The following is a 21,530-nucleotide window of genomic DNA, read 5'->3' as shown; positions in this document are numbered from 1 at the left end:
AATCATCTTCTTAAAGCCACAAGCTGCAAAGGAGCTTTCCTTCTTGTGGTTTCTTTTTTTCTAAATGAACTATACCCCTCGCTAGATATGCTTATGAAAGGAATGAATGTCCAAAACAAAGCTCTGTCTATTTGGTACTAACATCAAAGCAAGAAAGTCTATTCTAAAACCATTGGGTCCCCCATATATATGAAATATAAAGTTTACGGACAAGGGGGGGCCATCTTGATTGAAATTTTATTTTCCAACCAGCTTGATGCTTTCAAATGGAGCGAGTTCTCGAAAAAGAATCATGTGAAAGTTGAGCTGCAGCAAAAGCGATTTTCAACCGCTCCGTATTTCGTTCGCCATCCGCAAAAGACATGGAATTCGAGTTCGATTTGCACGGTGTTTATAGAATTTATGTTGGAATGGAAACGAATCCAATGGGCAAAACAATTATTAGAAACGTCTTATTGGTACAAGGATAAAGAAGAAAGCCAACGAATTCTGGAGATTATTTGCGAGATGTTTTCCGGTGAAAGAAAGGAACTGATCCAACTGCTGGAAGAGTTTCCTGAAGTACCGTTCTTGCGGGATTCTTTTCTTTCTTTGCCGGAGAATGAGTCCCATGTTCATTTTGAAGGATTCGCTAAATTTCGGCTTAAACCGTTTTGGGATCGAGTGGGCAAATACGTGGAACTGGCTATTGATGAATTTAAAATGGAGCAGGAATATCAAGTATTCATTCATATGCAACGAGAATTTTTGCGGAAGAAAGAACAGCAAATCCCCATGTTAAGAGTGTATTTACACGAAAACGAACCGATCTTTTACGATGAAAGCTTTCAAAGGCTCCATCAAGATGATTTATTAAGAGTTTTGGATAAACGGTTATTAGTGAACCGTCCGCTGACGGTAGATTGCTTTACATTGGTGCCGTTATTATCGCTTGCCCCCGGCCACATCCGACTGTATACGGATGAAGGGGAATCAGGGCTTTCCAGAACGATTCAAAATATTTTTGAAGAGAGAGTGACCTTGCTTCCTGCTCGTCAATTTTGGGAAGAGCAATGGAAGATTGGATCAAAAGATGCCGCCAATTAATAATTTACCATCCAGATCTTGATTTTGTCGGGAAAAACCCCTATAATATTGTACATACAAGAACATACTGCACAAGGTAATGATAAGGACATGAGCGTTCTATTACGGTTTATCAGAGAGGAAAAGCGAGGCTGAAACTTTTCCAACACGAATGGAATGCTTACCGCCTTTAAACCGCAGCCAGGAACGGCAATAAGATTGCTCAGTATTGGCTTGACGGCCGCAGCCGTTATCTGATCTGGAGCCGAATTTTTGCAGTCATAACGGAAAAAATTCGGGAAAGCAGGGTGGAACCGCGATGAACAACCTCGCCCCTCATGAGAGGGACGGGGTTTTTTGTTGGCCAAAAAAATCTTTTGGCGCTTGAGCCTGATGACGAACGTTTTTCACCGGCTTGATATGGATAAAAGTCAAATCGCGGATAATGAATGTAGGAGCAAGCCGATGTTCTCCGTTCATTCGTCCCGTATGAACGAGAATGAATACGGTACATGGAATCATCCTAGTAAAAAATATCATGGGAATAAGGAGTGAATGGACAAATGTCAAACATGTTGAAAATTACATTTCCTGATGGGGCTGTAAAGGAGTTTCCAGAAGGAATTACAACGGAAGAGATCGCCGCTTCCATCAGCTCTGGACTCAAAAAGAAAGCCATCGCCGGCAAGCTGAACGGGAAGCATTTGGATTTGCGTACACCGATCAAAACGAGCGGTGCTATTGAAATCATTACTCCTGATCAGAAGGAAGCGCTGGATATTCTTCGCCATAGCACAGCACACTTAATGGCGCAAGCGATTAAACGACTATATAAAAATGTGAAATTAGGCGTTGGCCCTGTTATCGAAGACGGATTCTATTACGATGTCGATTTGGAAGAGCTGCTGACTCCTGAAGACTTGCCAAAAATTGAAAAAGAAATGAAGAAAATTGTGAAAGAAAACTTGGAGATTGTCCGCAAAGAAGTCACACGGGAAGAAGCGAAACGAATTTACGAAGAAATTGGCGATGAGTATAAACTAGAGTTAATTGATGCCATTCCGGAAGGAGAAACGGTTACCATTTATGAACAAGGGGAATTTTTTGATCTCTGTCGCGGTGTCCATGTTCCTTCCACCGGGAAAATCAAAGAATTTAAACTCTTAAGCATTGCCGGAGCGTACTGGCGCGGTGACAGCAACAATAAAATGCTGCAGCGTATTTATGGAACTGCCTTTTTCAAAAAAGAAGATTTGGAACATCATCTTCAAATGTTGGAAGAAGCGAAAGAACGCGATCACCGCAAGCTAGGTAAAGAATTGGATCTGTTTATGAATTCCCAAAAAGTGGGACAAGGCTTACCGTTGTGGCTTCCTAACGGTGCGACGATCCGACGCGTAATAGAGCGCTATATTGTAGACAAGGAAGAAAGTCTGGGCTACCAGCATGTATACACTCCTGTGTTAGGCAGTGTGGATCTTTATAAAACAAGCGGCCACTGGGATCATTATCAAGAAAATATGTTTCCTGTCATGAAAATGGACAATGAAGAGTTAGTCCTTCGTCCGATGAACTGTCCTCATCATATGATGATTTTCAAAAACGGCATTCACAGTTATCGAGAGTTGCCGATCCGGATTGCGGAACTTGGAACGATGCATCGCTATGAACTTTCAGGTGCGCTGAGCGGTTTACAGCGCGTGCGCGGAATGACATTGAATGACGCTCATATTTTCGTCCGTCCTGATCAAATTAAAGATGAATTTAAACGTGTCGTTCGCCTCATTCTTGAAGTTTATAAAGATTTCGGCCTGAATGAGTATTCTTTCCGGCTGTCGTACCGCGACCCTGAGGATACAGAAAAATATTATGATGATGACGAAATGTGGGAAAAAGCCCAAGGCATGCTGAAGGAAGCAATGGATGAGCTTGGTCTGGATTATTATGAAGCAGAAGGAGAAGCTGCTTTCTATGGTCCGAAATTGGATGTCCAAGTTCGAACTGCACTAGGCAAAGATGAAACTCTTTCTACTGTTCAGCTCGATTTCTTGCTGCCGGAACGCTTTGATTTAACATATGTCGGGGAAGACGGCAAGCCGCATCGACCTGTTGTCATCCACCGCGGCGTCGTTTCAACGATGGAGCGCTTTGTCGCCTTTTTAATAGAAGAATACAAAGGGGCATTCCCAACTTGGCTCGCACCTGTCCAAGTAAAAGTGATTCCGGTTGCGGCTGATGCGCATTTTGAATATGCTAAAACCGTTCAAGAAAAACTTCGGGCAGAAGGAATTCGTGCGGAAATAGACGACCGTGATGAAAAAGTAGGCTATAAAATTCGGGAAGCGCAAGTCCATAAAATTCCGTATATGCTCGTAGTCGGCGATCAAGAAATCGAAAACAAAACCGTTAACGTCCGCAAATACGGTGAAAAACAATCTGAAACCATCCCGTTTGAGCAATTCGTTCAAATGATTAAAGAAGAGGTTAGCCGACGTTCAGCTAAATAATGGCATCAAACGAAGCGGAGCATCCTCCGCTTCGACATAAGCTCTAGTTGAGCGTTTTTTCTTGTTTGTTTGAAAAAAGCTTGCTTTTGTGAAAGGTCTTTGTTATTATGGAGTTCGTGATTGATTTGTAAATAATTTGACCAATATTTAAAGATATGATATATTTTGAAGCGACAATGGAATAGAATACACGTGAAGAACAAGCAGAAGCAAGCCCGCTTCTCACCTGAACTGACGCCTATAAGCTGTTGGCAGGTTAAACGGAGTCAATCGAAATCATATGGCTTGATCCATTTTTATGCGGGTTTTCTGTATACCCGCATTTTTTTATGCTTTCCCGACTCCTAAGCCCTTTCTGTAGCTTGTTTTTGCAAGGTGTATTCCCTGAAAAATTTTTGGAGGTGGCTCATTATTAGCAAAGACATGATCGTAAACGAGGGCATTCGTTCTCGTGAAGTCCGTCTCATCGACCAAAACGGCGAGCAATTGGGCATTAAATCAAAAAATGAAGCTTTGGAAATTGCGGCCCGCGCCAATCTCGACTTAGTCTTGGTTGCCCCTAATGCCAAACCGCCTGTTGCCCGAATTATGGATTACGGCAAGTACAAATTTGAGCAGCAGAAAAAAGAGAAAGAAGCCCGCAAGAAACAAAAGGTTATCAACGTCAAGGAAGTGCGCCTAAGCCCGACGATTGAAGAACATGATTTTAATACGAAGCTTCGCAATGCCCGCAAGTTTTTAGAAAAGGGCGATAAAGTGAAAGCGTCCATTCGTTTTAAAGGGCGCGCCATCACGCATAAAGAGCTGGGACAAAAGGTGCTTGATCGTTTTGCTGAAGCCTGCGATGATGTGGCGACAGTCGAAACTAAGCCGAAAATGGACGGCAGAAGCATGTTTATTGTTCTGGCGCCAAAATCTGAAAAGTAACAACTTGATAGGAGGAATTCACAATGCCAAAAATGAAAACTCACCGCGGCGCTGCAAAGCGTTTCAAAAAGACTGGTTCTGGGAAATTAAAACGTTCTCATGCTTACACTAGCCACTTATTTGCAAATAAATCTACGAAACAAAAACGGAAACTTCGCAAATCTGCTATTGTATCAAGCGGAGATTTTAAACGGATTCGTCATATGCTTGACAACCTTAAATAAGATTGACAAGAATTTTTAGGAGGGAAATAATATGGCACGCGTAAAAGGCGGTACAGTAACTCGCAAACGTCGCAAAAAAATTCTAAAACTGGCAAAAGGTTATTATGGTGCAAAGCACACTTTATATAAAGTTGCTAATCAACAAGTAATGAAATCCTATATGTATGCTTACCGGGATCGTCGTCAAAGAAAACGCGACTTCCGTAAGCTATGGATTACGCGTATCAACGCTGCTGCAAGATTGAACGGACTTTCTTACAGCCGTTTAATGCATGGCTTAAAACTTGCCGGCATTGAAGTAAACCGCAAAATGCTAGCTGACCTTGCAGTAAACGATGAAAAAGCATTTGCTCAATTAGCGGATACTGCTAAAGCACAACTTCAAAAATAAGAAAAAAACATTCAACACCCATTCTGAAAAAAGAATGGGTGTTTTGTTTATTGTTATTGTTTTTACCGACAAAATGTCGAATGTTGCCCTTAATGAAGCCTTTTTCGTTTGTTCTATGGATAGAAGACAATCTTTCCGCTTGGAAACGAAAATGCTGCCAGACTCACTTCTTTGATATAATGGCGAAGAAGAGAAAAAGAAAGGGGTCAGACGATGAACCTGTCAAAATTATATGACATGCAAAGAGCTCTGGACGAATACATTGAACAAGAAAATCATGTCGCGAATGAAAACTTGCTCAGCCACAAACTGCTTGCCCTTTTAGTCGAATTGGGAGAGCTTGCAAATGAGACGAGATGTTTTAAATTTTGGAGCAAAAAAGGGCCGAGTGAAAAAGAGATCATTTTAGAAGAATATGTAGACGGGATTCATTTTCTGCTATCGATCGGCTTGGAGCTCAAGTTTGATTCTTTTACACAAATCAAGGATCCCACTTCTACTTCCAATGATTTAACGGACCAATTTCTGGCAGTTTACGAAGCTTTCCATCATCTGAAAAAGGAAAAAACATTGTCTTCTTATGAAAAAGCGTGGGAGGAATACGTTCTGTTGGCAAACATGTTAGGCTTTTCAACAGAAGATATAGAACGTGCATACATTGAGAAAAATGAAGTAAATTATAAAAGGCAGCGCGAAGGATATTAGGTAAAAGTTTTGTATTGTTTTCCATTTTTCTATATAACTTAAAGAATAAAGCTTATGAAAAAGGAGGGCGTCTCATGCCGAAATTGGATGAAACGTTAATTATGCTAAAAGAGCTGACTGACGCGAAAGGGATCCCGGGAAATGAACGGGAAGTACGCGAAGTCATGAGAAAATACATAGAGCCATTATCGGATGAAATTACCACTGATCATCTTGGAAGCTTAATTGCGAAAAAAGTGGGAAACGAGAAAGGCCCTAAAATTATGGTTGCGGGCCACTTAGATGAAGTCGGTTTTATGGTGACGCAAATTGACGAGAAAGGTTTTTTGCGCTTTCAAACAGTCGGTGGCTGGTGGTCCCAAGTCATGCTTGCCCAACGGGTGACGGTAGTGACAAATAAAGGCGACATTACCGGCATTATCGGGTCCAAACCGCCGCATATTTTATCGCCGGAAGCGAGGAAAAAACCGGTCGAAATCAAAGACATGTTTATTGATATTGGCGCCTCAAGCCGCGAAGAAGCAATGGAGTGGGGGGTTCGCCCCGGAGATATGGTGGTTCCTTATTTTGAATTCACCGTGATGAACAATGAAAAAATGCTTCTTGCCAAAGCTTGGGATAATCGCATCGGCCTTGCCATTGCCATAGGAGTGCTAAAATATTTAAAAGATAAAAAACATGAAAATATCGTGTATGGAGTAGGTACGGTACAAGAAGAAGTAGGTTTGCGCGGTGCGAAAACAGCCGCTCAAAAAATCCAGCCCGATATTGCTTTCGGTGTTGATGTCGGCATTGCCGGAGACACTCCGGGCGTTTCGGAAAAAGAAGCACAAAGCAAAATGGGAAAAGGACCGCAAATCATTTTATACGATGCTTCCATGGTCTCCCATAAAGGATTGCGCGATTTTGTCACCAATGTAGCAGATGAATTAAATATCCCTTATCAATTTGATGCCATTGCCGGCGGCGGCACCGATTCCGGATCGATTCATCTTACCGGACAAGGAGTACCGACGTTATCGGTTACGATCGCGACCCGTTATATTCATTCCCATGCCGCGCTTCTGCATCGAGATGATTATGAAAATGCTGTGAAGTTGATTGGAGAAGTGATTCTTCGTCTCGACCGCGAGGCTGTCAATAAAATCACATTTGATTAATCTTTTTATCAATTTGACAGAAAATGATCGTATAAGTGGCAAAACAGCCACCTTTCTGCTAGAAAGGTGGCTGCTTTCATCATGAAATAAGCGATGAAAGGATAAGACGATTCAGATTCAATTGGAAGCCAAGCATGAACACAAAAGAAGAATGTTTAAGTTCCAATGAAAATGAGCGAGTAATATAGTGAGATGGATCCCTGGGAATGATTGGCGATCATGAGCCATAAGGAAAATCCCGTAAAGTTTTTTTGCTTTGTTTTATTTCAGTCCCGCGGATAAAGTATCGAGCATCATCTGCTTTTCTTTTTCACTGGCGTTTTTCCAAATGACTTCAAATAGTACACCGAGTCCGGGGAGCATTTTTTCCTCTCCGCTTTGAATGGCATCCACGATGGTATCTTCCAACTGATCAGGCGTATTGCCGGAAACATTATGAAGGATGGCCTTTCGCAAATCCAAATTCATGCATTTCCTCTCCTTTCACATACTTTCATGTCTATTTTCCCCTTCATTGCTTAGGCTATGTAAGAAAAATAAATCATTCTGCCAAAAGCCCATTTGAAAGGTAAGTTCCTTTTCATTTGATTATAGGAAAAGAAGGGAGTCCTCTCTTTTCAAAGCGGTTGATTGGCAAAAATCATATCTAGCTGATCGTGGATCAATGCGCGGCGTCGCGGACATTATGCTATAATGATGTAATTGAATTCTATGGTCGAAAGGTGAGAAAAAAGTGAAAGTGATCCAATCCGTTAAAAATCCACAAGTCAAGCAGTGGAGGAAGCTGGCGACGAGAAAAGAACGAGATAAAACCGGGCGATATATGATGGAAGGATTCCATTTAGTTGAAGAGGCACTTTCCTATAAAAATGAGATAGAAGAAATCATTATGGAGGAAAACATTGTTTTGCCTGCAAAATGGAATATGGACGGTATTCCGATCACGATTGTGACAGCAGAAGTGGCGAAATCTCTGGCTGAGACGGAAACGACGCAAGGGATTTTTGCCGTTTGCAAAAAACGGGATTCAAAAAACGCTCTTGAACAAGGTACGACCTTTTTGCTGATTGACCGTGTTCAAGATCCCGGAAATATCGGGACGATGATACGGACAGCGGACGCAGCGGGAATCGATGCGGTCGTACTAGGAAAAGGAAGCGCCGATCCCTATAATCCGAAGGTATTAAGAGCTGCCCAAGGAAGCCATTTTCATGTCGACATCGTACAGTCACCTTTAGAAGAAGCGATCAGCTTGATTCAAAAAAAGGGTGTATCTGTTTATGGGACGACTTTGCAAAATGCAGAAAATTATCGGGATATCCAGCCTTCTAAAGGATTTGCTGTATTGGTCGGCAACGAAGGCAGCGGCGTTTCGCAAGAGTTATTATCATTAACCGATCACAATGTATATGTACCGATTTACGGGAAAAGTGAATCGCTAAACGTAGCAGTTGCAGCCGGCATTTTGCTGTATCACTTTCTGGATTCGACAAAAGGGGTTTGAAATTGCCAATGAAATTGCTATAATGATACCTATAATACGAACTTAGCCTAAATGGGCGGAGAGAAAATAACGCTTTTTTGAGAGACGAATCCTTTTAAAGGACTTCATTCAGAAGAAACCAATCAAATTTAAATAGGGTTAAAGACAATGACAGAGAAAAGTAGTTTGCTTCCTTCCATTCAGGGAGAAAATGCCGTGACTGAAAGCATTTTTATGTGAAGAGCAAACGAAGTTCACCTCTCGAGTCGGCGTTTGGACCATTTCCGAGGAAATGTAAAGACGCCCCGGTTCAATAGCCGTTATTTGTATGAAGAGAGTATGCCGCGAACGGTTCGGCATGCTAAAAAGGGTGGTACCGCGATCCAACCTCGTCCCTTTCCTTTGGGGCGAGGTTTTCGTTTGGAAAAATAATGTAAAAGGAGGAGCATGACAGTGGAGCAGAAGTTAAAAGAATTGGCTCAAGAAGCGTTGTCAAAAGTGGCAAGTGCTCAAGACTTAAAAGAATTAAATGACATTCGTGTCAGCTATTTAGGTAAAAAAGGCCCCATTACAGAGGTTTTGCGTGGAATGGGGAAGCTGTCTGCAGAAGAACGTCCAAAAATCGGGGCTTTGGCCAACCAAGTGAGGGCTGAAATTGCCGAGCAAATCGAGAAAAAGCAAAAACAGCTGGAAGAAGCGGCCATAGAAAAGCAATTAAAAGAAGAAGCGATCGATGTTACATTGCCGGGACGTCCTGTCAAAAACGGCAATGCCCATCCATTGACCAAAATAATAGAAGAAATAGAAGATTTGTTTATCAGCATGGGGTATCAAGTAGCGGAAGGACAAGAAGTGGAAACAGACTACTATAACTTTGAAGCGCTTAATTTGCCGAAGGATCACCCAGCCCGCGATATGCAGGATTCGTTTTATATAACGGAGGAAATTTTGCTTCGCACGCATACTTCCCCTATTCAAGCACGGACAATGGAAAAACACAAAGGAAAAGGCCCGGTTAAAATTATTTGTCCAGGAAAAGTTTACCGCCGCGATAACGACGATGCGACTCATTCTCATCAATTTACTCAAATTGAAGGTCTTGTGGTCGATGAAAACATACGCATGAGTGATTTAAAAGGAACGCTTGAAGTGTTTGCTAAACGGTTTTTCGGCGAGGATCGGGAAATTCGTTTGCGTCCGAGCTTTTTCCCGTTTACCGAACCTTCGGTGGAAATGGATATTTCCTGTAAAATTTGCCATGGCAAAGGATGCAGCGTATGTAAAGGCACTGGATGGATTGAAATATTAGGAGCCGGTATGGTTCACCCGAATGTGTTGGAAATGGCCGGTTTCGATTCGAAAAAATATACGGGCTTTGCTTTCGGAATGGGTCCGGAAAGAATTGCTATGCTTAAATACGGAATAGATGATATTCGTCATTTCTATACGAACGATATTCGCTTTTTAAAACAATTTTCCATCCACGAATCTTAACGCAAGGTGCTGTTGCTTTAAAAGCACTTGTACATAAACGGATAACGATTGCCTGTAAAAAGGCAACATGGTTCATTGAGAAAAGGAGGTATTCTGAATATGTTGGTTTCACTGAAATGGCTTCAAGATTACGTGGATCTTTCGGGAATTTCCGCGAAGGATCTGGCGGAAAAAATAACCCGATCCGGCATTGAGGTAGAAAGCGTGGAAATACCGGGAGAACATATTAAAAATGTAGTGATCGGCCATGTATTAAAATGCGAAAAACACCCGGCTGCCGACAAATTGAACAAATGTTTGGTAGATATCGGTGAAGGAGAACCGGTTCAAATTATTTGCGGTGCACCGAATGTAGCTGCAGGCCAAAAAGTGGCAGTAGCCAAACCAGGTGCTCGCCTTCCGGGAGGCATAAAAATTAAAAAGGCCAAACTGCGCGGCGAAGAATCGAACGGCATGATTTGTTCTCTACAAGAACTCGGTATTGAAGGAAAATTGGTGCCAAAAGAATTTGCCGAAGGGATCTTTGTGTTTCCGGATGATGCTGAAGTGGGGGCGGATGCGATCACAGCGTTGAACTTGGACGATTGTATCATCGAACTAGGATTAACGCCGAACCGCTCCGACTGCTTAAGCATGCTCGGTGTCGCTTACGAAGTGGCGGCCATTTTGGATCGTGATGTGAAACTGCCTCATCCCGTTTACCATGAAAGTACAGAAAAAGCCAGTGATTACATAAAAGTGACAGTGGAAGCAAAAGAAGATAATCCGTTCTATGTCGCCAAAGTGGTTAAAAACGTAAAAATAGGCCCTTCTCCGTTATGGATGCAGGCAAGGCTTATGGCAGCTGGTATTCGTCCACACAACAATGTGGTAGATATTACGAACTATATCATGCTGGAATACGGACAGCCTCTCCATGCGTTTGACTACGATCGCCTTGGTTCTAAAGAAATTCTGGTAAGATGCGCTTATGATGGAGAAGAAATCGTGACATTAGATGATGTAAAACGTACTTTGACGCCGGAACATCTCGTGATCACGAACGGTTCCAAACCCGTAGCATTGGCTGGAGTGATGGGGGGAGCGAATTCCGAAGTTCAGCAGGATACGACAACCGTCTTAATCGAATCTGCTTACTTCAACGGAACAACCATTCGAAAGGCATCTAAGGATCACAGCTTGCGCAGTGAAGCGAGCGCCCGCTACGAAAAAGGTGTCGATCCAAACAGGGTCAAAGCTGCGGCGGAAAGAGCTGTTGAACTTCTGGAAAAATATGCTGGTGCGGAAGTGCTGCGAGAAACGGTTGTCGCCGGAGATTTAGAGGCAGAACCGAAAAAAATAACGATATCGCTTTCCAAAATCAACCGCGTTTTGGGCACCAATCTTTCGAGTCAAGATGTTGTCGATATTTTCCGGAGACTCCGTTTCACTGTCGAAACTAGCGACGACTTGTTCACTGTCACCGTTCCGACTCGAAGAGGGGACATTACGATTGAAGAAGATTTAATCGAAGAAGTAGCTCGTTTATATGGATATGACGAATTGCCAAAAACGCTGCCGGTAGGAGCTGCCTCTCCGGGAGGTTTAACCCCTTATCAACAGAAGCGTCGCGTCGTGCGCAAGTTTCTGGAAGGAGCGGGGCTGTATCAGGCCATCACTTATTCTTTGACCAGTCGGGATATGGTTCATCAATTTGTACTGGATAAAACGGAACCGGTCGAAATCGCCATGCCTATGAGCGAGGAAAGAAGTCTTCTTCGCCAAAGCTTGGTTCCTCATTTGTTGGAAGCAGTATCCTATAACGTCGCTCGCCAAAATGATTCAATCGGGTTATATGAGATCGGGTCGGTTTTTCTGAAACAAATCGGCCAAGAACTGCCGCAGGAAGATGAACATATTGCCGGAGCCATTACCGGTGTGTGGGAAGCGAACGAGTGGCAAGGAGAACAAAAACTGGCAGACTTTTTTGTTTTAAAAGGAATATTAGAAGGGCTGTTCGCAAAACTTGGCCTTGGCGATGCCGTTGAATGGAAAAAAGCAGAACTCCCTGATATGCATCCGGGACGGACTGCTGAAATCTTTTTAAATGGCAAAAGACTAGGTTTTATTGGTCAAGTGCATCCACAAAAGCAAAAACAATTAGACTTAAAAGAAACCTATGTTTTTGAATTAAAAGCGAGCATCTTGTTAAATGAACAAGCGCTGGAACTGCAATACGATCCGATCCCTCGCTTCCCTTCGATTACACGCGATATTGCCTTAGTGGTGGACAAAGACACGGAAGCTGGAAAATTGCAACAAATCATTTGGCAAGCAGGTGGAAAACTGCTGAAGGAAGTCCGCATTTTTGACTTATATGAAGGGGAACATTTACAACCAGGCAAGAAGTCGATCGCTTTTTCTCTTAAATACTATGATCCGGATAAAACGTTAACAGATGAAGAAGTCATGAATGTCCATGAAAAGGTGCTTGCTGCCGTAAAAGAAAAAACAGGAGCAGAATTAAGAAGTTAAAAGGATCATTACATGAAAACAGACTCAACATCACCGTTTCTTTGGATGTTGAGTCTGCTTTTATTAAGGAAGGTTTTTCTCTTGTTAGCGTAAAATCATGCATTGAAAGCGGAGGAGTTAAGATTTCACCGCCGAGAAAAACAACAGCCTGAAAAATAAAAAAGCGAACTTCTATTAGCGGATATTCTCTTATCGATGACAGAAGTTTCGCTTATTTTATCAACCGCAAAGCCTTTTCCGTATTCGCAAAATGCCTTTTGGCAAAATAATTCAAGCTTTCTTCGCCTTTTTCGGCGATGAGTCGAGCGGCTGCTTCATCGACGATGGAACCGGCGCCTTTTGGAAGGGTGAAGCCAGCTTCCTTTGATAATTTTTCTATTTCTCTTAAAAATGCAAAGCGGGCGAGAATGGAAGCGGCAGCCACAGCAATATGGACGTTTTCACCTTTCGTTTGAAAATAGACGTTTTCCTTGCAAATTTCTTTTTCTTTTTCTAAATATCGGAAGTAAAGAGGCTCTTCCGCAAATTGATCGACCAGTATGGCGTCTGGTTTTTCAGGAGAAATTTTGTGCAATACATTTAAAAGGGCGCGATTGTGAAGAAGAGCTTTCATTTTGCCTTGGGACATTCCGTTTTTCTGAAGCTCATTATATTTTTCGTTATGCAACACCAATAAACTGTATGGAATGGTGTGGACCAATTGTTTTGCGATATCGATAATACGCTGATCGCTGAGCTGTTTCGAATCTTGCACACCTAAATGTTTAAGATCAAGGATCTTATCTTTTCGGACAAAGGCCGCAACAACAGTGATCGGGCCAAAATAGTCCCCTGTACCGACTTCATCACTGCCGACAACGGAAAGCGATGAAAAACCGGAAGGCAAGACAGAACTTTTGCTCATGGATGATTTTTTTTCAGATGGAAGGGAGTCTTGTTCCCACTTTTTGGATTCTTGCTCGGCGCTGTTTCCTTGAAAAAGGACTTTTCCGCTTTTGTAAGCGGTGATTGTGCATCCATTTCGTTTAGCGCAAAAAACAGCACCTGTCGGCAGTTTTGCGGTTAAATCGTCTGCATAGTGTGTTTTCATGGACGAAAGAACAGAATGAGATACTTTCAGTACTATATTCGACAACATAATTCTCCTTTTTCTTTTCAAATGATGAATGTTGATGTTAATATAAAGGTTAGGATTCTTTTAGAATGGAGGCATTCTACATTGTCTGAAAGGAAAAAAAACCGAATTACCGTTGACATATATGGACAGCAGTACGTCATTGTTGGCGAGGAATCAGCCAGTCATATTCGGCATGTCGCAGAGCTGGTCGATGAAAAAATGCGCGAAATCAACTCCAAGAATCCTTCCCTTGACACTAGTAAATTAGCGGTTTTAACAGCCGTTAATGCCATACATGATTATGTAAAACTCCAAGAAGAATATCTCCGTTTGAAAGAAGAATTCAATAAGTTAAAGGGTGATGACAATGCTTGATTTGCTTCTGGCTCTTTTTCTCATCAGCGGTATTGTGATCGGCTTAAAACGCGGGTTGATTAGCCAGCTTTTCCATATGACCAGTTCGATTCTCGCTCTAATCGCGGCTTATGCTGCGCATGATGCTGTCGCAGCAAGGCTTTCCGGATTATTTCCTGCTCCTTCATTGGATGGAAACGGCAGCAGCGGCCTTCTCTTTTTTGCCCATGCTGTCAACGTGGATAAATTATTTTATGGAGCCATTGCCTTTGTGATTATTTTTGTTGCTGTCAAAATCGCTCTTTCCTTTTTAGCTTCCATGCTCAGCATTGTGGCCAATCTGCCCGTTATTCGTCAGTTCAACATGATCGGCGGGGGAATCCTCGGTTTTTTAGAAATATATGTTGTTTTGCTTGTGCTCATCGTTCTAGGCACATTCCTCCCGGTTGACAGTATTCAAGCTCAGCTGCAGCAATCTGTCATTGCCGGAGCGATGATCAACCATACGCCGATTGTTTCGGACTATGTGAAACAGCTGATTGCATTCAACCCAACAACGTTGTAAAAACTTCTCTGAATAGGAGAAGTTTTTCATTTCCTGTGTTTCTGATAGTATATAGGAAGAATACCAAGTTTTCAATAGACATAATGGCATGATATGTACAGCCGATAGATGAAATATTTATCGATTTTTTCCAAATTGCGGGTGAGAATGGATGATCAACAATAAAAAAAGCGTTGTTCGGCTTCTGGAAAATATTGCGATCTATATGGAGCTGAAAGGGGAAAATTCCTTTAAAGTGTCCGCTTTTCGAAAGGCCGCGGCCGCCCTTGAAAAAGATGAACGCGGTTTAAATGAGATAAAAGACTTTACATCAATCCCCGGCATTGGAAAGGCTACTTCCAGTGTCATCGAGGAATTTATAGAAACGGGAACCTCCTCTGTTTTGGAACAATTGCAGCAGGAAGTGCCGAAAGGTTTAATTCCTCTTTTGCAGATTCCGGGTCTTGGAGGCAAAAAAATTTCCAAACTTTATCAAGAGCTTGGGATTACGAATGCGGAGGAACTTAAGGCCGCCTGTGAAAAAGGGGAGGTGCAAAATCTTCCTGGATTCGGGAAAAAAACGGAAGAAAAAATTTTAGCGGCCATAAAGCAAGTTGGCGATCGACCGGAACGACTACCCATCTGGCATATGCTTGAACTGTGCGAACAAATCGAGAAGAACCTTGCAAACATCGATGGAATCCTACAATTTTCCCGTGCCGGAAGCATTCGCAGGTTACGGGAAATGGTGAAAGATTTGGATTTTATCATCGCTGCGGCTGATCCACAAAAGGTTGCGGATGCACTGATCCATCTTCCGGGAATCAAAGAAGTAACAGCAGCCGGAAAAACGAAAGTGTCGGTTGTGCTTGAGGATTCATATGGTGTTTCGGTTGATTTCCGAATTGTGGAACCGGAACAATTTGCCACGGCGCTTCATCACTTTACAGGTTCAAAAGATCACAACGTTCGGATGAGACAGCTTGCCAAACAACGAGGAGAACGAATTAGCGAATATGGCATCGAAAACAAGGAAACAGGAGAAACTGTGACCTTTTCTACAGAAGAGGACTTCTACCGCCATTTTGGCTTGCCTTGGATTCCTCCTGAAATTCGAGAGGACGGAACCGAAGTCGACCATTATCGTGAAAGCTTGGATCTAGTGAGAATGGAAGATTTGAAAGGCGATATGCATATGCACACTACGTGGTCGGACGGGGCTTATTCCTTGGAGGATATGGTGGAAGCGTGCAGAAAGAAAGGGTATCAATATATGGCCATTACCGACCATTCCCAATATTTAAAAGTGGCAAACGGTTTAACGCCTGATCGGCTCAAGAGACAAATAGAAGAAATCAAAAAATTAAACGAAAAATATACGGATATTGAAGTTTTTTCCGGTATTGAAATGGATATTTTACCGGATGGAACGCTAGATTTCGACGATGAATTATTATCGCAGCTGGATTTCGTCATTGCATCCATTCATTCGCATTTTTCCCAATCCCGTTCTACTATTATGAAAAGGCTGCGGACGGCTTTGGAAAATCCGTATGTCCGATTAATTGCTCATCCGACTGGCCGACTGATTGGCAGAAGACAAGGATATGATGTCGACATCGATTTATTGATTGAATGGGCGAAAGAAACGAATACGGCTTTAGAATTGAATGCCAATCCGCACCGTTTGGATTTATCTGCGGATCATTTGCGAAAAGCTCAAGAAGCAGGTGTGAAATTTTTTATCAACACGGATGCCCATGCCGTTGACCAATTGCGGTTTATGGAAATCGGAGTGAAAGCGGCAAGAAAGGGCTGGATCAAACGGGAAAATATATTGAATACATTGGATGCAAAACAGATGAAACGCTTTTTACAGATCCCTTAATATGGTCATTTGGATGGTTCATTTTGGAGAATACTTATGGTATGAGATCCATCAACCTTTTTCAGCATAGCTTTATACAAATCGAATGATGCTTGATGGGAGAGATTGCTCATTGAATAAGAAAGTATTGGCAACGTTAGAATTTGATAAAATTAAGCAACAATTGGAACAGCACGCCTCTTCTTCATTGGGAATTGAAAAAATCGACGCTCTCTTTCCTTCTGCTGATTTTTCTGAAGTGGTTCACTGGCAGGAGGAAACGGATGAAGCGGCAACCGTTTTACGAGTAGCAGGACATGCTCCTCTAGATGGGCTGCATAATATCCGTCCACACGTGAAAAGAGCCAAAATCGGGGGATTGCTCAATGGCGAAGAATTGATTCAAATTGCTGGAACGATATACTCAGGACGGATGATGAAAAAGTTTATCGCCGAACTGGTTGAAAACGGGGAAAAGTTACCGATTTTATCAGAACAAACAGAACAGATCCCTGTGTTGACGGAGCTGGAGCATGACATTAAACGCGCTGTCGATGAAAACGGAGAGATCTTGGATTCTGCCAGTTCGACATTAAGAGAGGTCCGTAGTCAAATCAGGATTCATGAAGGAAGAATTCGCGAACGTCTGGAAAGCATGATTCGATCCAAAAATGCGCAGAAAATGCTTTCGGATGCCATCGTTACGATTCGGAATGATCGCTACGTCATCCCGGTGAAACAAGAATATCGCCACCACTATGGCGGGATTGTCCATGATCAGTCATCTTCAGGACAAACTCTCTTTATTGAACCGGAATCGATTGTTCAATTAAATAACCAATTAAAGCAATTGAAGCTGAAAGAACAGGAAGAAATCGAAAAAATTTTAAGAGAGTTGTCGGCGAAAGTACAGGAAAATGCCGATGAACTGCTGGTCATTGTTCAAGTGATGGGTGATTTGGATTTTATTTTTGCCAAAGCGAAATTGGCCAAGAGCATGAAAGCCTCTAAACCGTTGATGAATCGAGAAGGATATATAAGGATTCATCAAGCGCGTCATCCCTTGCTGCCGATAGAGGAAGCTGTACCCAACGATATTGAACTGGGGAAAGATTATACAGCGATCGTCATTACCGGACCGAATACCGGAGGAAAAACCGTTACGCTGAAAACCATCGGTCTTTTAACGTTAATGGCACAATCCGGTCTGCAAATACCGGCTCAGGAAGGTTCGGAAATGGCCGTTTTTCATTCCGTATTTGCCGATATCGGGGATGAACAATCCATTGAACAGAGCTTAAGTACATTTTCTTCCCATATGGTGAATATTGTAGACATTTTAAAGGAAGTGACGGGGGAGAGCTTGGTGCTGTTTGATGAACTCGGAGCAGGGACTGATCCACAGGAAGGAGCGGCTCTTGCCATTTCGATCTTGGATGAAGTGCTTGAAGTAGGGGCCAGGGTAGTGGCAACCACCCACTATCCTGAATTGAAAGCCTATGGATACAACCGAGACGGAGTCATCAATGCCAGTGTTGAGTTTAATGTGGAAACATTAAGCCCAACTTATCGTTTGCTCATCGGCGTTCCCGGACGCAGCAACGCTTTTGAAATTTCCGAGCGTTTAGGATTAAATCATAAGATCATTGAACGGGCAAGACAATATACGGGTGACGATACAAACGAAGTAGAAAATATGATTGCTTCTTTAGAGAGAAGCAGAAAATTAGCCGAAAAAGAAGAACAAGAGGCAAGAGATTATTTAAAATCGGCTGAAAAGCTTTTAAAAGATTTGCAAAACCAGATGCAAGAGTTTTATGAGAAAAAAGAAGAAATGTACAGCCGCGCTGAAAGAGAAGCCTCCAAAATTGTCGAAAAGGCGAAAGAAGAAGCGGAAGAAATCATTCGCCATTTAAGAAAACTGCGCTTGGAAAAGAATGCAGAAGTAAAAGAGCATGAATTGATCGAAGCGAGAAAGCGGTTGTCTGATGCCATGCCGGAGATAGACAAAAAAACACCGCAACCAAAAGCGAAAAGGAGCCGTTCCTTTATGCCGGGAGATGAAGTAAAAGTGTTGTCCTTCGGTCAAAAAGGAACGATACTCGAAAAAGTCGACGGGAACGAATGGCTCGTTCAAGTCGGCATTTTAAAAATGAATGTCAATGAATCGGATCTTGAATACATTCCTTTGCAAAAAAAGGTCGATCCGAAACCGTTGGCTACCGTAAAGGGAAAAGATTATCATGTGGGCTTAGAACTGGATTTGCGCGGGGAACGCTATGAAGATGCTTTGATAAAAGTAGAAAAATACATTGACGATGCCGTATTGGCCGGATATCCGCGTGTTTCCATTATTCACGGGAAAGGAACAGGGGCTTTAAGAAAAGGAGTACAAGAGCTGTTGAAGCGTCATCGATCAGTGAAAAGCATCCGTCTCGGAGAAGCGGGGGAAGGCGGCAGCGGCGTCACAGTGGTTGAACTGAAGTAAAATCCATATTGGCAAGTCTTCACCTTTTTCCTTCTCTTTAAACAAGCTCCACAACGTATTGGGGAGATGAAACAATGGAAAAATTGGCCAAAGTGCTGCTTGTTTGCTGCGGAGCATTTTTTATTCTTGGAATCATATATTTAGTCTTTTTTGCTTAAAAAGGTCGAACCTCTTTCGATTTTGGAGGGAGGTTCGATCTTTTTTCTTTGATTGTAAATAGGATAAATATATTGTATAATTCGTATATAATATTTTAAATTTTCCAAAAAATATCGAAGGGGGAGTTCGATGACGGATAAACCATGGCTTAAACATTATCCGGAGGAAATTCCTGCTACACTTTCATATGAGCCTATTCCGATTCAATCCTATTTAACTCGAGCAGCCGAAGAATATGCCGAGAACACGGCCATCCAGTTTATGGGGAAGAAAATGACCTTTCTAGAAGTGTATGAATCTGCTTTAAAGTTAGCGGGATATTTGCGCAAAATTGGCGTGCAAAAAGGAGACAGAGTGGCGATCATGCTTCCTAATTGTCCCCAAAGCGTGATCGGATACTTCGGTGTACTATACGCTGGTGGCGTCGTCGTACAGACAAATCCGCTCTATATGGAAAGAGAACTGGCATACCAAATGGAGGATTCAGGTGCAAAAGTGATTTTTACGCTGGATGTTCTTTACCCCCGAGTGGCGAAGATCATGGACAAGACGGACATTGAACATGTCATTGTCACAGCTATCAAAGATTATTTACCCTTTCCTAAAAATACTATCTATTCTCAAATGCAAAAAAAACAAACAGGAATATTGGTAAAAGTGCATCATAGAGGGAATATTCATTTATTTGATGTGGTTTTGAAAAACGAAACGGCGAATGAAATCGATGAAGATTTCGATTTTGAAGAAGATCTTGCTCTTTTGCAGTACACGGGGGGAACAACGGGATTCCCAAAAGGGGTCATGCTGACTCATAAAAACCTTGTTGCAAACGCTTCCATGATTGACGCTTGGCTGTACAAGTGCCGCAAAGGGGAAGAATCGGTATTGGCGCTGCTCCCATTTTTCCATGTTTATGGAATGACGGCTGTCATGATTTTATCCGTTATGCAAGCTTATAAAATGATTATATTGCCGAAATTTAATGTCAAAACGACACTAAAGACGATTGAAAAAGAACGTCCCACTTTGTTTCCCGGTGCGCCAACGATGTACATTGGTTTGCTCAACCATCCTGATATCAGCAAATATGATCTTTCCTCCATTAAATGCTGTATTAGCGGATCGGCTCCATTGCCGTTAGAAGTCCAGAAAAAATTTGAAGAAGTGACAGGCGGAAAATTAGTGGAAGGTTACGGATTAAGCGAATCTTCTCCTGTTACCCATGCCAATTTACTGTGGGGCAGAAAGGCGGAAGGAAGCATAGGGCTCCCTTGGCCGGATACAGATGCAGCTATTTTATCGCTGGAAACCGGAGATCCGCTTCCCCCTCATGAAATTGGCGAGTTGGCTGTAAAGGGGCCGCAAGTGATGAAAGGGTACTGGAATCGTCCCGAGGAGACAGCGGCCGTTTTGCGAAACGGCTGGCTTTTGACAGGGGATATCGGTTACATGGACGAAGAAGGATTTTTTTACATCGTCGACCGCAAGAAAGATATCATTATTGCAGGAGGCTATAATATTTATCCTCGCGAGGTGGAAGAAGTTCTGTACGAACATGAAGCGGTTCAGGAAGCTGTCGTAGCCGGGGTTCCGGATCCTTACCGTGGGGAAACTGTCAAGGCCTATGTTGTACTGAAAAAAGGCGCGGTTGCAACGGAAAAAGAGTTGGATGCTTTTGTCAGAAAACGTTTGGCAGCCTATAAAGTACCACGAATTTACGAGTTTCGGGAAGAATTGCCGAAAACCGCAATGGGAAAAATATTGCGGCGTGCTCTTACAGAAGAAGAAAAAGAAAATTTAGGCAAAAACGAAAAAGAAAGCTGAATAAGAAAAAATAATGATGAACCTTTCTATTGACAGTATGGGAGAAAAAAGATAAGATTCATTTATGAATGAATGATCATTCATAAATGATGATGTGTAGTTTGAAAGGGGATTGTCTTGAGAAGAAACAAACCGAAATACCATCAAATCATTGACGCGGCCGTGATTACGATTGCCGAAAACGGTTATCATCAAACACAAGTTTCAAAGATCGCCAAGCAGGCGGGAATAGCCGACGGCACCATTTACTTGTATTTTAAAAATAAAGAAGACATTTTAATTTCATTGTTTCAAGAAAAAATGGCGAATTTCATCGAAAAAATTAAAGAAGTCATAGCAGGGAAACAAACGGCTGCAGAGAAAATATTCATGATGATAGAAAATCATTTTCGAATTCTTTCTCAAAACCCGAAATTGGCAGTAGTAACGCAGCTGGAACTAAGGCAGTCCAATCAAGAATTACGCCGACGCATCAATAATGTGTTGAAAGAATATTTAGATTTTATAGAGCAAATTCTTCGCGAAGGAGTGGAAAGCGGGGAATTTGCTCCTGATCTTGATACTCGCATAGCTCGTCAAATGCTGTTTGGGACGATCGATGAAATCGCTACAACATGGGTCATGAACAAACAAAAATATGACCTTGTGGCTCTCACACCAACTGTAGCCAAACTGTTATTAAAGGGGTTTTTAGGAGAAAAATGATT

At 42.3% G+C, this 21,530-nt stretch carries 18 protein-coding genes and 2 other annotated features; of the genes, 16 read left to right on the top strand and 2 right to left on the bottom strand.

The annotated features are described in order from the left end of the window. Positions 1 to 225: 225 nt before the first annotated feature. The 7 genes from BSM4216_RS11610 to BSM4216_RS11570 all read left to right on the top strand — a co-directional run bounded on the left by BSM4216_RS11610 (position 226) and on the right by BSM4216_RS11570 (position 6,979). Positions 226 to 1,086: a putative sporulation protein YtxC gene (locus BSM4216_RS11610; protein ID WP_048623808.1), complete on the top strand. Its 861-nt coding sequence runs from the start codon at positions 226 to 228 to the stop codon at positions 1,084 to 1,086. 542 nt (positions 1,087 to 1,628) lie between these two features. Continuing rightward, complete coding sequence (gene thrS, locus BSM4216_RS11600) at positions 1,629 to 3,572, top strand: threonine--tRNA ligase (RefSeq protein WP_048623806.1); 1,944 nt, start codon at positions 1,629 to 1,631, stop codon at positions 3,570 to 3,572. A 195-nt stretch (positions 3,573 to 3,767) separates the two neighbouring features. Further along, positions 3,768 to 3,907 (top strand) — a sequence feature (ribosomal protein L20 leader region). 73 nt (positions 3,908 to 3,980) lie between these two features. Beyond that, positions 3,981 to 4,499 (top strand): translation initiation factor IF-3, encoded by a 519-nt coding sequence (gene infC / locus BSM4216_RS11590; RefSeq protein WP_169799153.1) that lies wholly within the window; start codon positions 3,981 to 3,983, stop codon positions 4,497 to 4,499. Between the two features lie 23 nt (positions 4,500 to 4,522). Next, complete coding sequence (gene rpmI, locus BSM4216_RS11585; protein ID WP_048623805.1) at positions 4,523 to 4,723, top strand: 50S ribosomal protein L35; 201 nt, start codon at positions 4,523 to 4,525, stop codon at positions 4,721 to 4,723. A 31-nt stretch (positions 4,724 to 4,754) separates the two neighbouring features. Further along, on the top strand, positions 4,755 to 5,114 hold the full coding sequence (rplT, locus tag BSM4216_RS11580) for a 50S ribosomal protein L20 (RefSeq protein ID WP_003355596.1): 360 nt from the start codon (positions 4,755 to 4,757) through the stop codon (positions 5,112 to 5,114). Positions 5,115 to 5,327: 213 nt separating this feature from the next. Continuing rightward, the gene (locus BSM4216_RS11575) at positions 5,328 to 5,819 is read left to right on the top strand and encodes a dUTP diphosphatase (RefSeq protein ID WP_003355595.1); all 492 of its coding nucleotides are present in this window, start codon (positions 5,328 to 5,330) and stop codon (positions 5,817 to 5,819) included. Between the two features lie 74 nt (positions 5,820 to 5,893). Continuing rightward, positions 5,894 to 6,979, top strand: coding sequence for a M42 family metallopeptidase (locus BSM4216_RS11570; protein WP_003355594.1), 1,086 nt, complete (start codon positions 5,894 to 5,896; stop codon positions 6,977 to 6,979). 261 nt (positions 6,980 to 7,240) lie between these two features. Here BSM4216_RS11570 and sspI read toward each other — a convergent pair whose 3' ends face one another. Next, complete coding sequence (gene sspI / locus BSM4216_RS11565) at positions 7,241 to 7,447, bottom strand: small acid-soluble spore protein SspI (RefSeq protein WP_048623804.1); 207 nt, start codon at positions 7,445 to 7,447, stop codon at positions 7,241 to 7,243. Between the two features lie 265 nt (positions 7,448 to 7,712). On the opposite strand from sspI, the gene BSM4216_RS11560 reads away from it, so the two are divergent. The 3 genes from BSM4216_RS11560 to pheT all read left to right on the top strand — a co-directional run bounded on the left by BSM4216_RS11560 (position 7,713) and on the right by pheT (position 12,470). Beyond that, positions 7,713 to 8,483 (top strand): TrmH family RNA methyltransferase, encoded by a 771-nt coding sequence (locus tag BSM4216_RS11560; RefSeq protein WP_048623803.1) that lies wholly within the window; start codon positions 7,713 to 7,715, stop codon positions 8,481 to 8,483. 138 nt (positions 8,484 to 8,621) lie between these two features. After that, positions 8,622 to 8,862: a binding site (T-box leader), on the top strand. Between the two features lie 53 nt (positions 8,863 to 8,915). Continuing rightward, positions 8,916 to 9,956: a phenylalanine--tRNA ligase subunit alpha gene (pheS, locus tag BSM4216_RS11555; protein ID WP_003355591.1), complete on the top strand. Its 1,041-nt coding sequence runs from the start codon at positions 8,916 to 8,918 to the stop codon at positions 9,954 to 9,956. Positions 9,957 to 10,055: 99 nt separating this feature from the next. Next, a complete protein-coding gene (pheT, locus tag BSM4216_RS11550; protein WP_048623802.1) occupies positions 10,056 to 12,470 on the top strand; it encodes a phenylalanine--tRNA ligase subunit beta in 2,415 nt (804 codons plus the stop codon). 211 nt (positions 12,471 to 12,681) lie between these two features. On the opposite strand, the gene rnhC is transcribed toward pheT, so the two are convergent. Further along, positions 12,682 to 13,605, bottom strand: a complete 924-nt coding sequence (gene rnhC, locus BSM4216_RS11545) for a ribonuclease HIII (protein WP_048623801.1) — start codon at positions 13,603 to 13,605, stop codon at positions 12,682 to 12,684. Positions 13,606 to 13,689: 84 nt separating this feature from the next. Between rnhC and zapA the strand changes: the two genes are divergently transcribed. From zapA to BSM4216_RS11515, 6 genes are all read left to right on the top strand, one after another. Next, on the top strand, positions 13,690 to 13,962 hold the full coding sequence (gene zapA / locus BSM4216_RS11540) for a cell division protein ZapA (protein WP_048623800.1): 273 nt from the start codon (positions 13,690 to 13,692) through the stop codon (positions 13,960 to 13,962). Beyond that, positions 13,955 to 14,506: a CvpA family protein gene (locus BSM4216_RS11535; RefSeq protein ID WP_003355585.1), complete on the top strand. Its 552-nt coding sequence runs from the start codon at positions 13,955 to 13,957 to the stop codon at positions 14,504 to 14,506. The genes zapA and BSM4216_RS11535 overlap by 8 nt, the downstream gene beginning before the upstream one ends. Positions 14,507 to 14,657: 151 nt before the next feature. Beyond that, positions 14,658 to 16,373 (top strand): DNA polymerase/3'-5' exonuclease PolX, encoded by a 1,716-nt coding sequence (gene polX / locus BSM4216_RS11530; RefSeq protein ID WP_048623799.1) that lies wholly within the window; start codon positions 14,658 to 14,660, stop codon positions 16,371 to 16,373. 112 nt (positions 16,374 to 16,485) lie between these two features. After that, entirely contained in the window at positions 16,486 to 18,840 is a 2,355-nt protein-coding gene (locus BSM4216_RS11525) for an endonuclease MutS2 (RefSeq protein ID WP_048623798.1), read from the top strand. Positions 18,841 to 19,128: 288 nt separating this feature from the next. Next, positions 19,129 to 20,823 (top strand): long-chain-fatty-acid--CoA ligase, encoded by a 1,695-nt coding sequence (locus tag BSM4216_RS11520; protein WP_048623797.1) that lies wholly within the window; start codon positions 19,129 to 19,131, stop codon positions 20,821 to 20,823. Between the two features lie 117 nt (positions 20,824 to 20,940). After that, entirely contained in the window at positions 20,941 to 21,528 is a 588-nt protein-coding gene (locus BSM4216_RS11515; RefSeq protein ID WP_048623796.1) for a fatty acid metabolism transcriptional regulator FadR, read from the top strand. Positions 21,529 to 21,530 lie beyond the last annotated feature (2 nt).

This window comes from Bacillus smithii (assembly GCF_001050115.1).
GTDB classification, from domain to species: Bacteria; Bacillota; Bacilli; order Bacillales; family DSM-4216; genus Bacillus_O; species Bacillus_O smithii.
This window is presented reverse-complemented; position numbering and strand designations above follow the sequence as displayed.

Bases quoted from the DNA above. Each gene is read 5' to 3' on its own strand.
- thrS (WP_048623806.1), top strand. From the start codon at position 1,629: ATGTCAAACATGTTGAAAATTACATTTCCTGATGGGGCTGTAAAGGAG.
- rpmI (WP_048623805.1), top strand. From the start codon at position 4,523: ATGCCAAAAATGAAAACTCACCGCGGCGCTGCAAAGCGTTTCAAAAAG.
- rplT (WP_003355596.1), top strand. From the start codon at position 4,755: ATGGCACGCGTAAAAGGCGGTACAGTAACTCGCAAACGTCGCAAAAAA.
- BSM4216_RS11575 (WP_003355595.1), top strand. From the start codon at position 5,328: ATGAACCTGTCAAAATTATATGACATGCAAAGAGCTCTGGACGAATAC.
- BSM4216_RS11570 (WP_003355594.1), top strand. From the start codon at position 5,894: ATGCCGAAATTGGATGAAACGTTAATTATGCTAAAAGAGCTGACTGAC.
- sspI (WP_048623804.1), bottom strand. From the start codon at position 7,447: ATGAATTTGGATTTGCGAAAGGCCATCCTTCATAATGTTTCCGGCAAT.
- pheT (WP_048623802.1), top strand. From the start codon at position 10,056: ATGTTGGTTTCACTGAAATGGCTTCAAGATTACGTGGATCTTTCGGGA.
- BSM4216_RS11535 (WP_003355585.1), top strand. From the start codon at position 13,955: ATGCTTGATTTGCTTCTGGCTCTTTTTCTCATCAGCGGTATTGTGATC.
- polX (WP_048623799.1), top strand. From the start codon at position 14,658: ATGATCAACAATAAAAAAAGCGTTGTTCGGCTTCTGGAAAATATTGCG.
- BSM4216_RS11520 (WP_048623797.1), top strand. From the start codon at position 19,129: ATGACGGATAAACCATGGCTTAAACATTATCCGGAGGAAATTCCTGCT.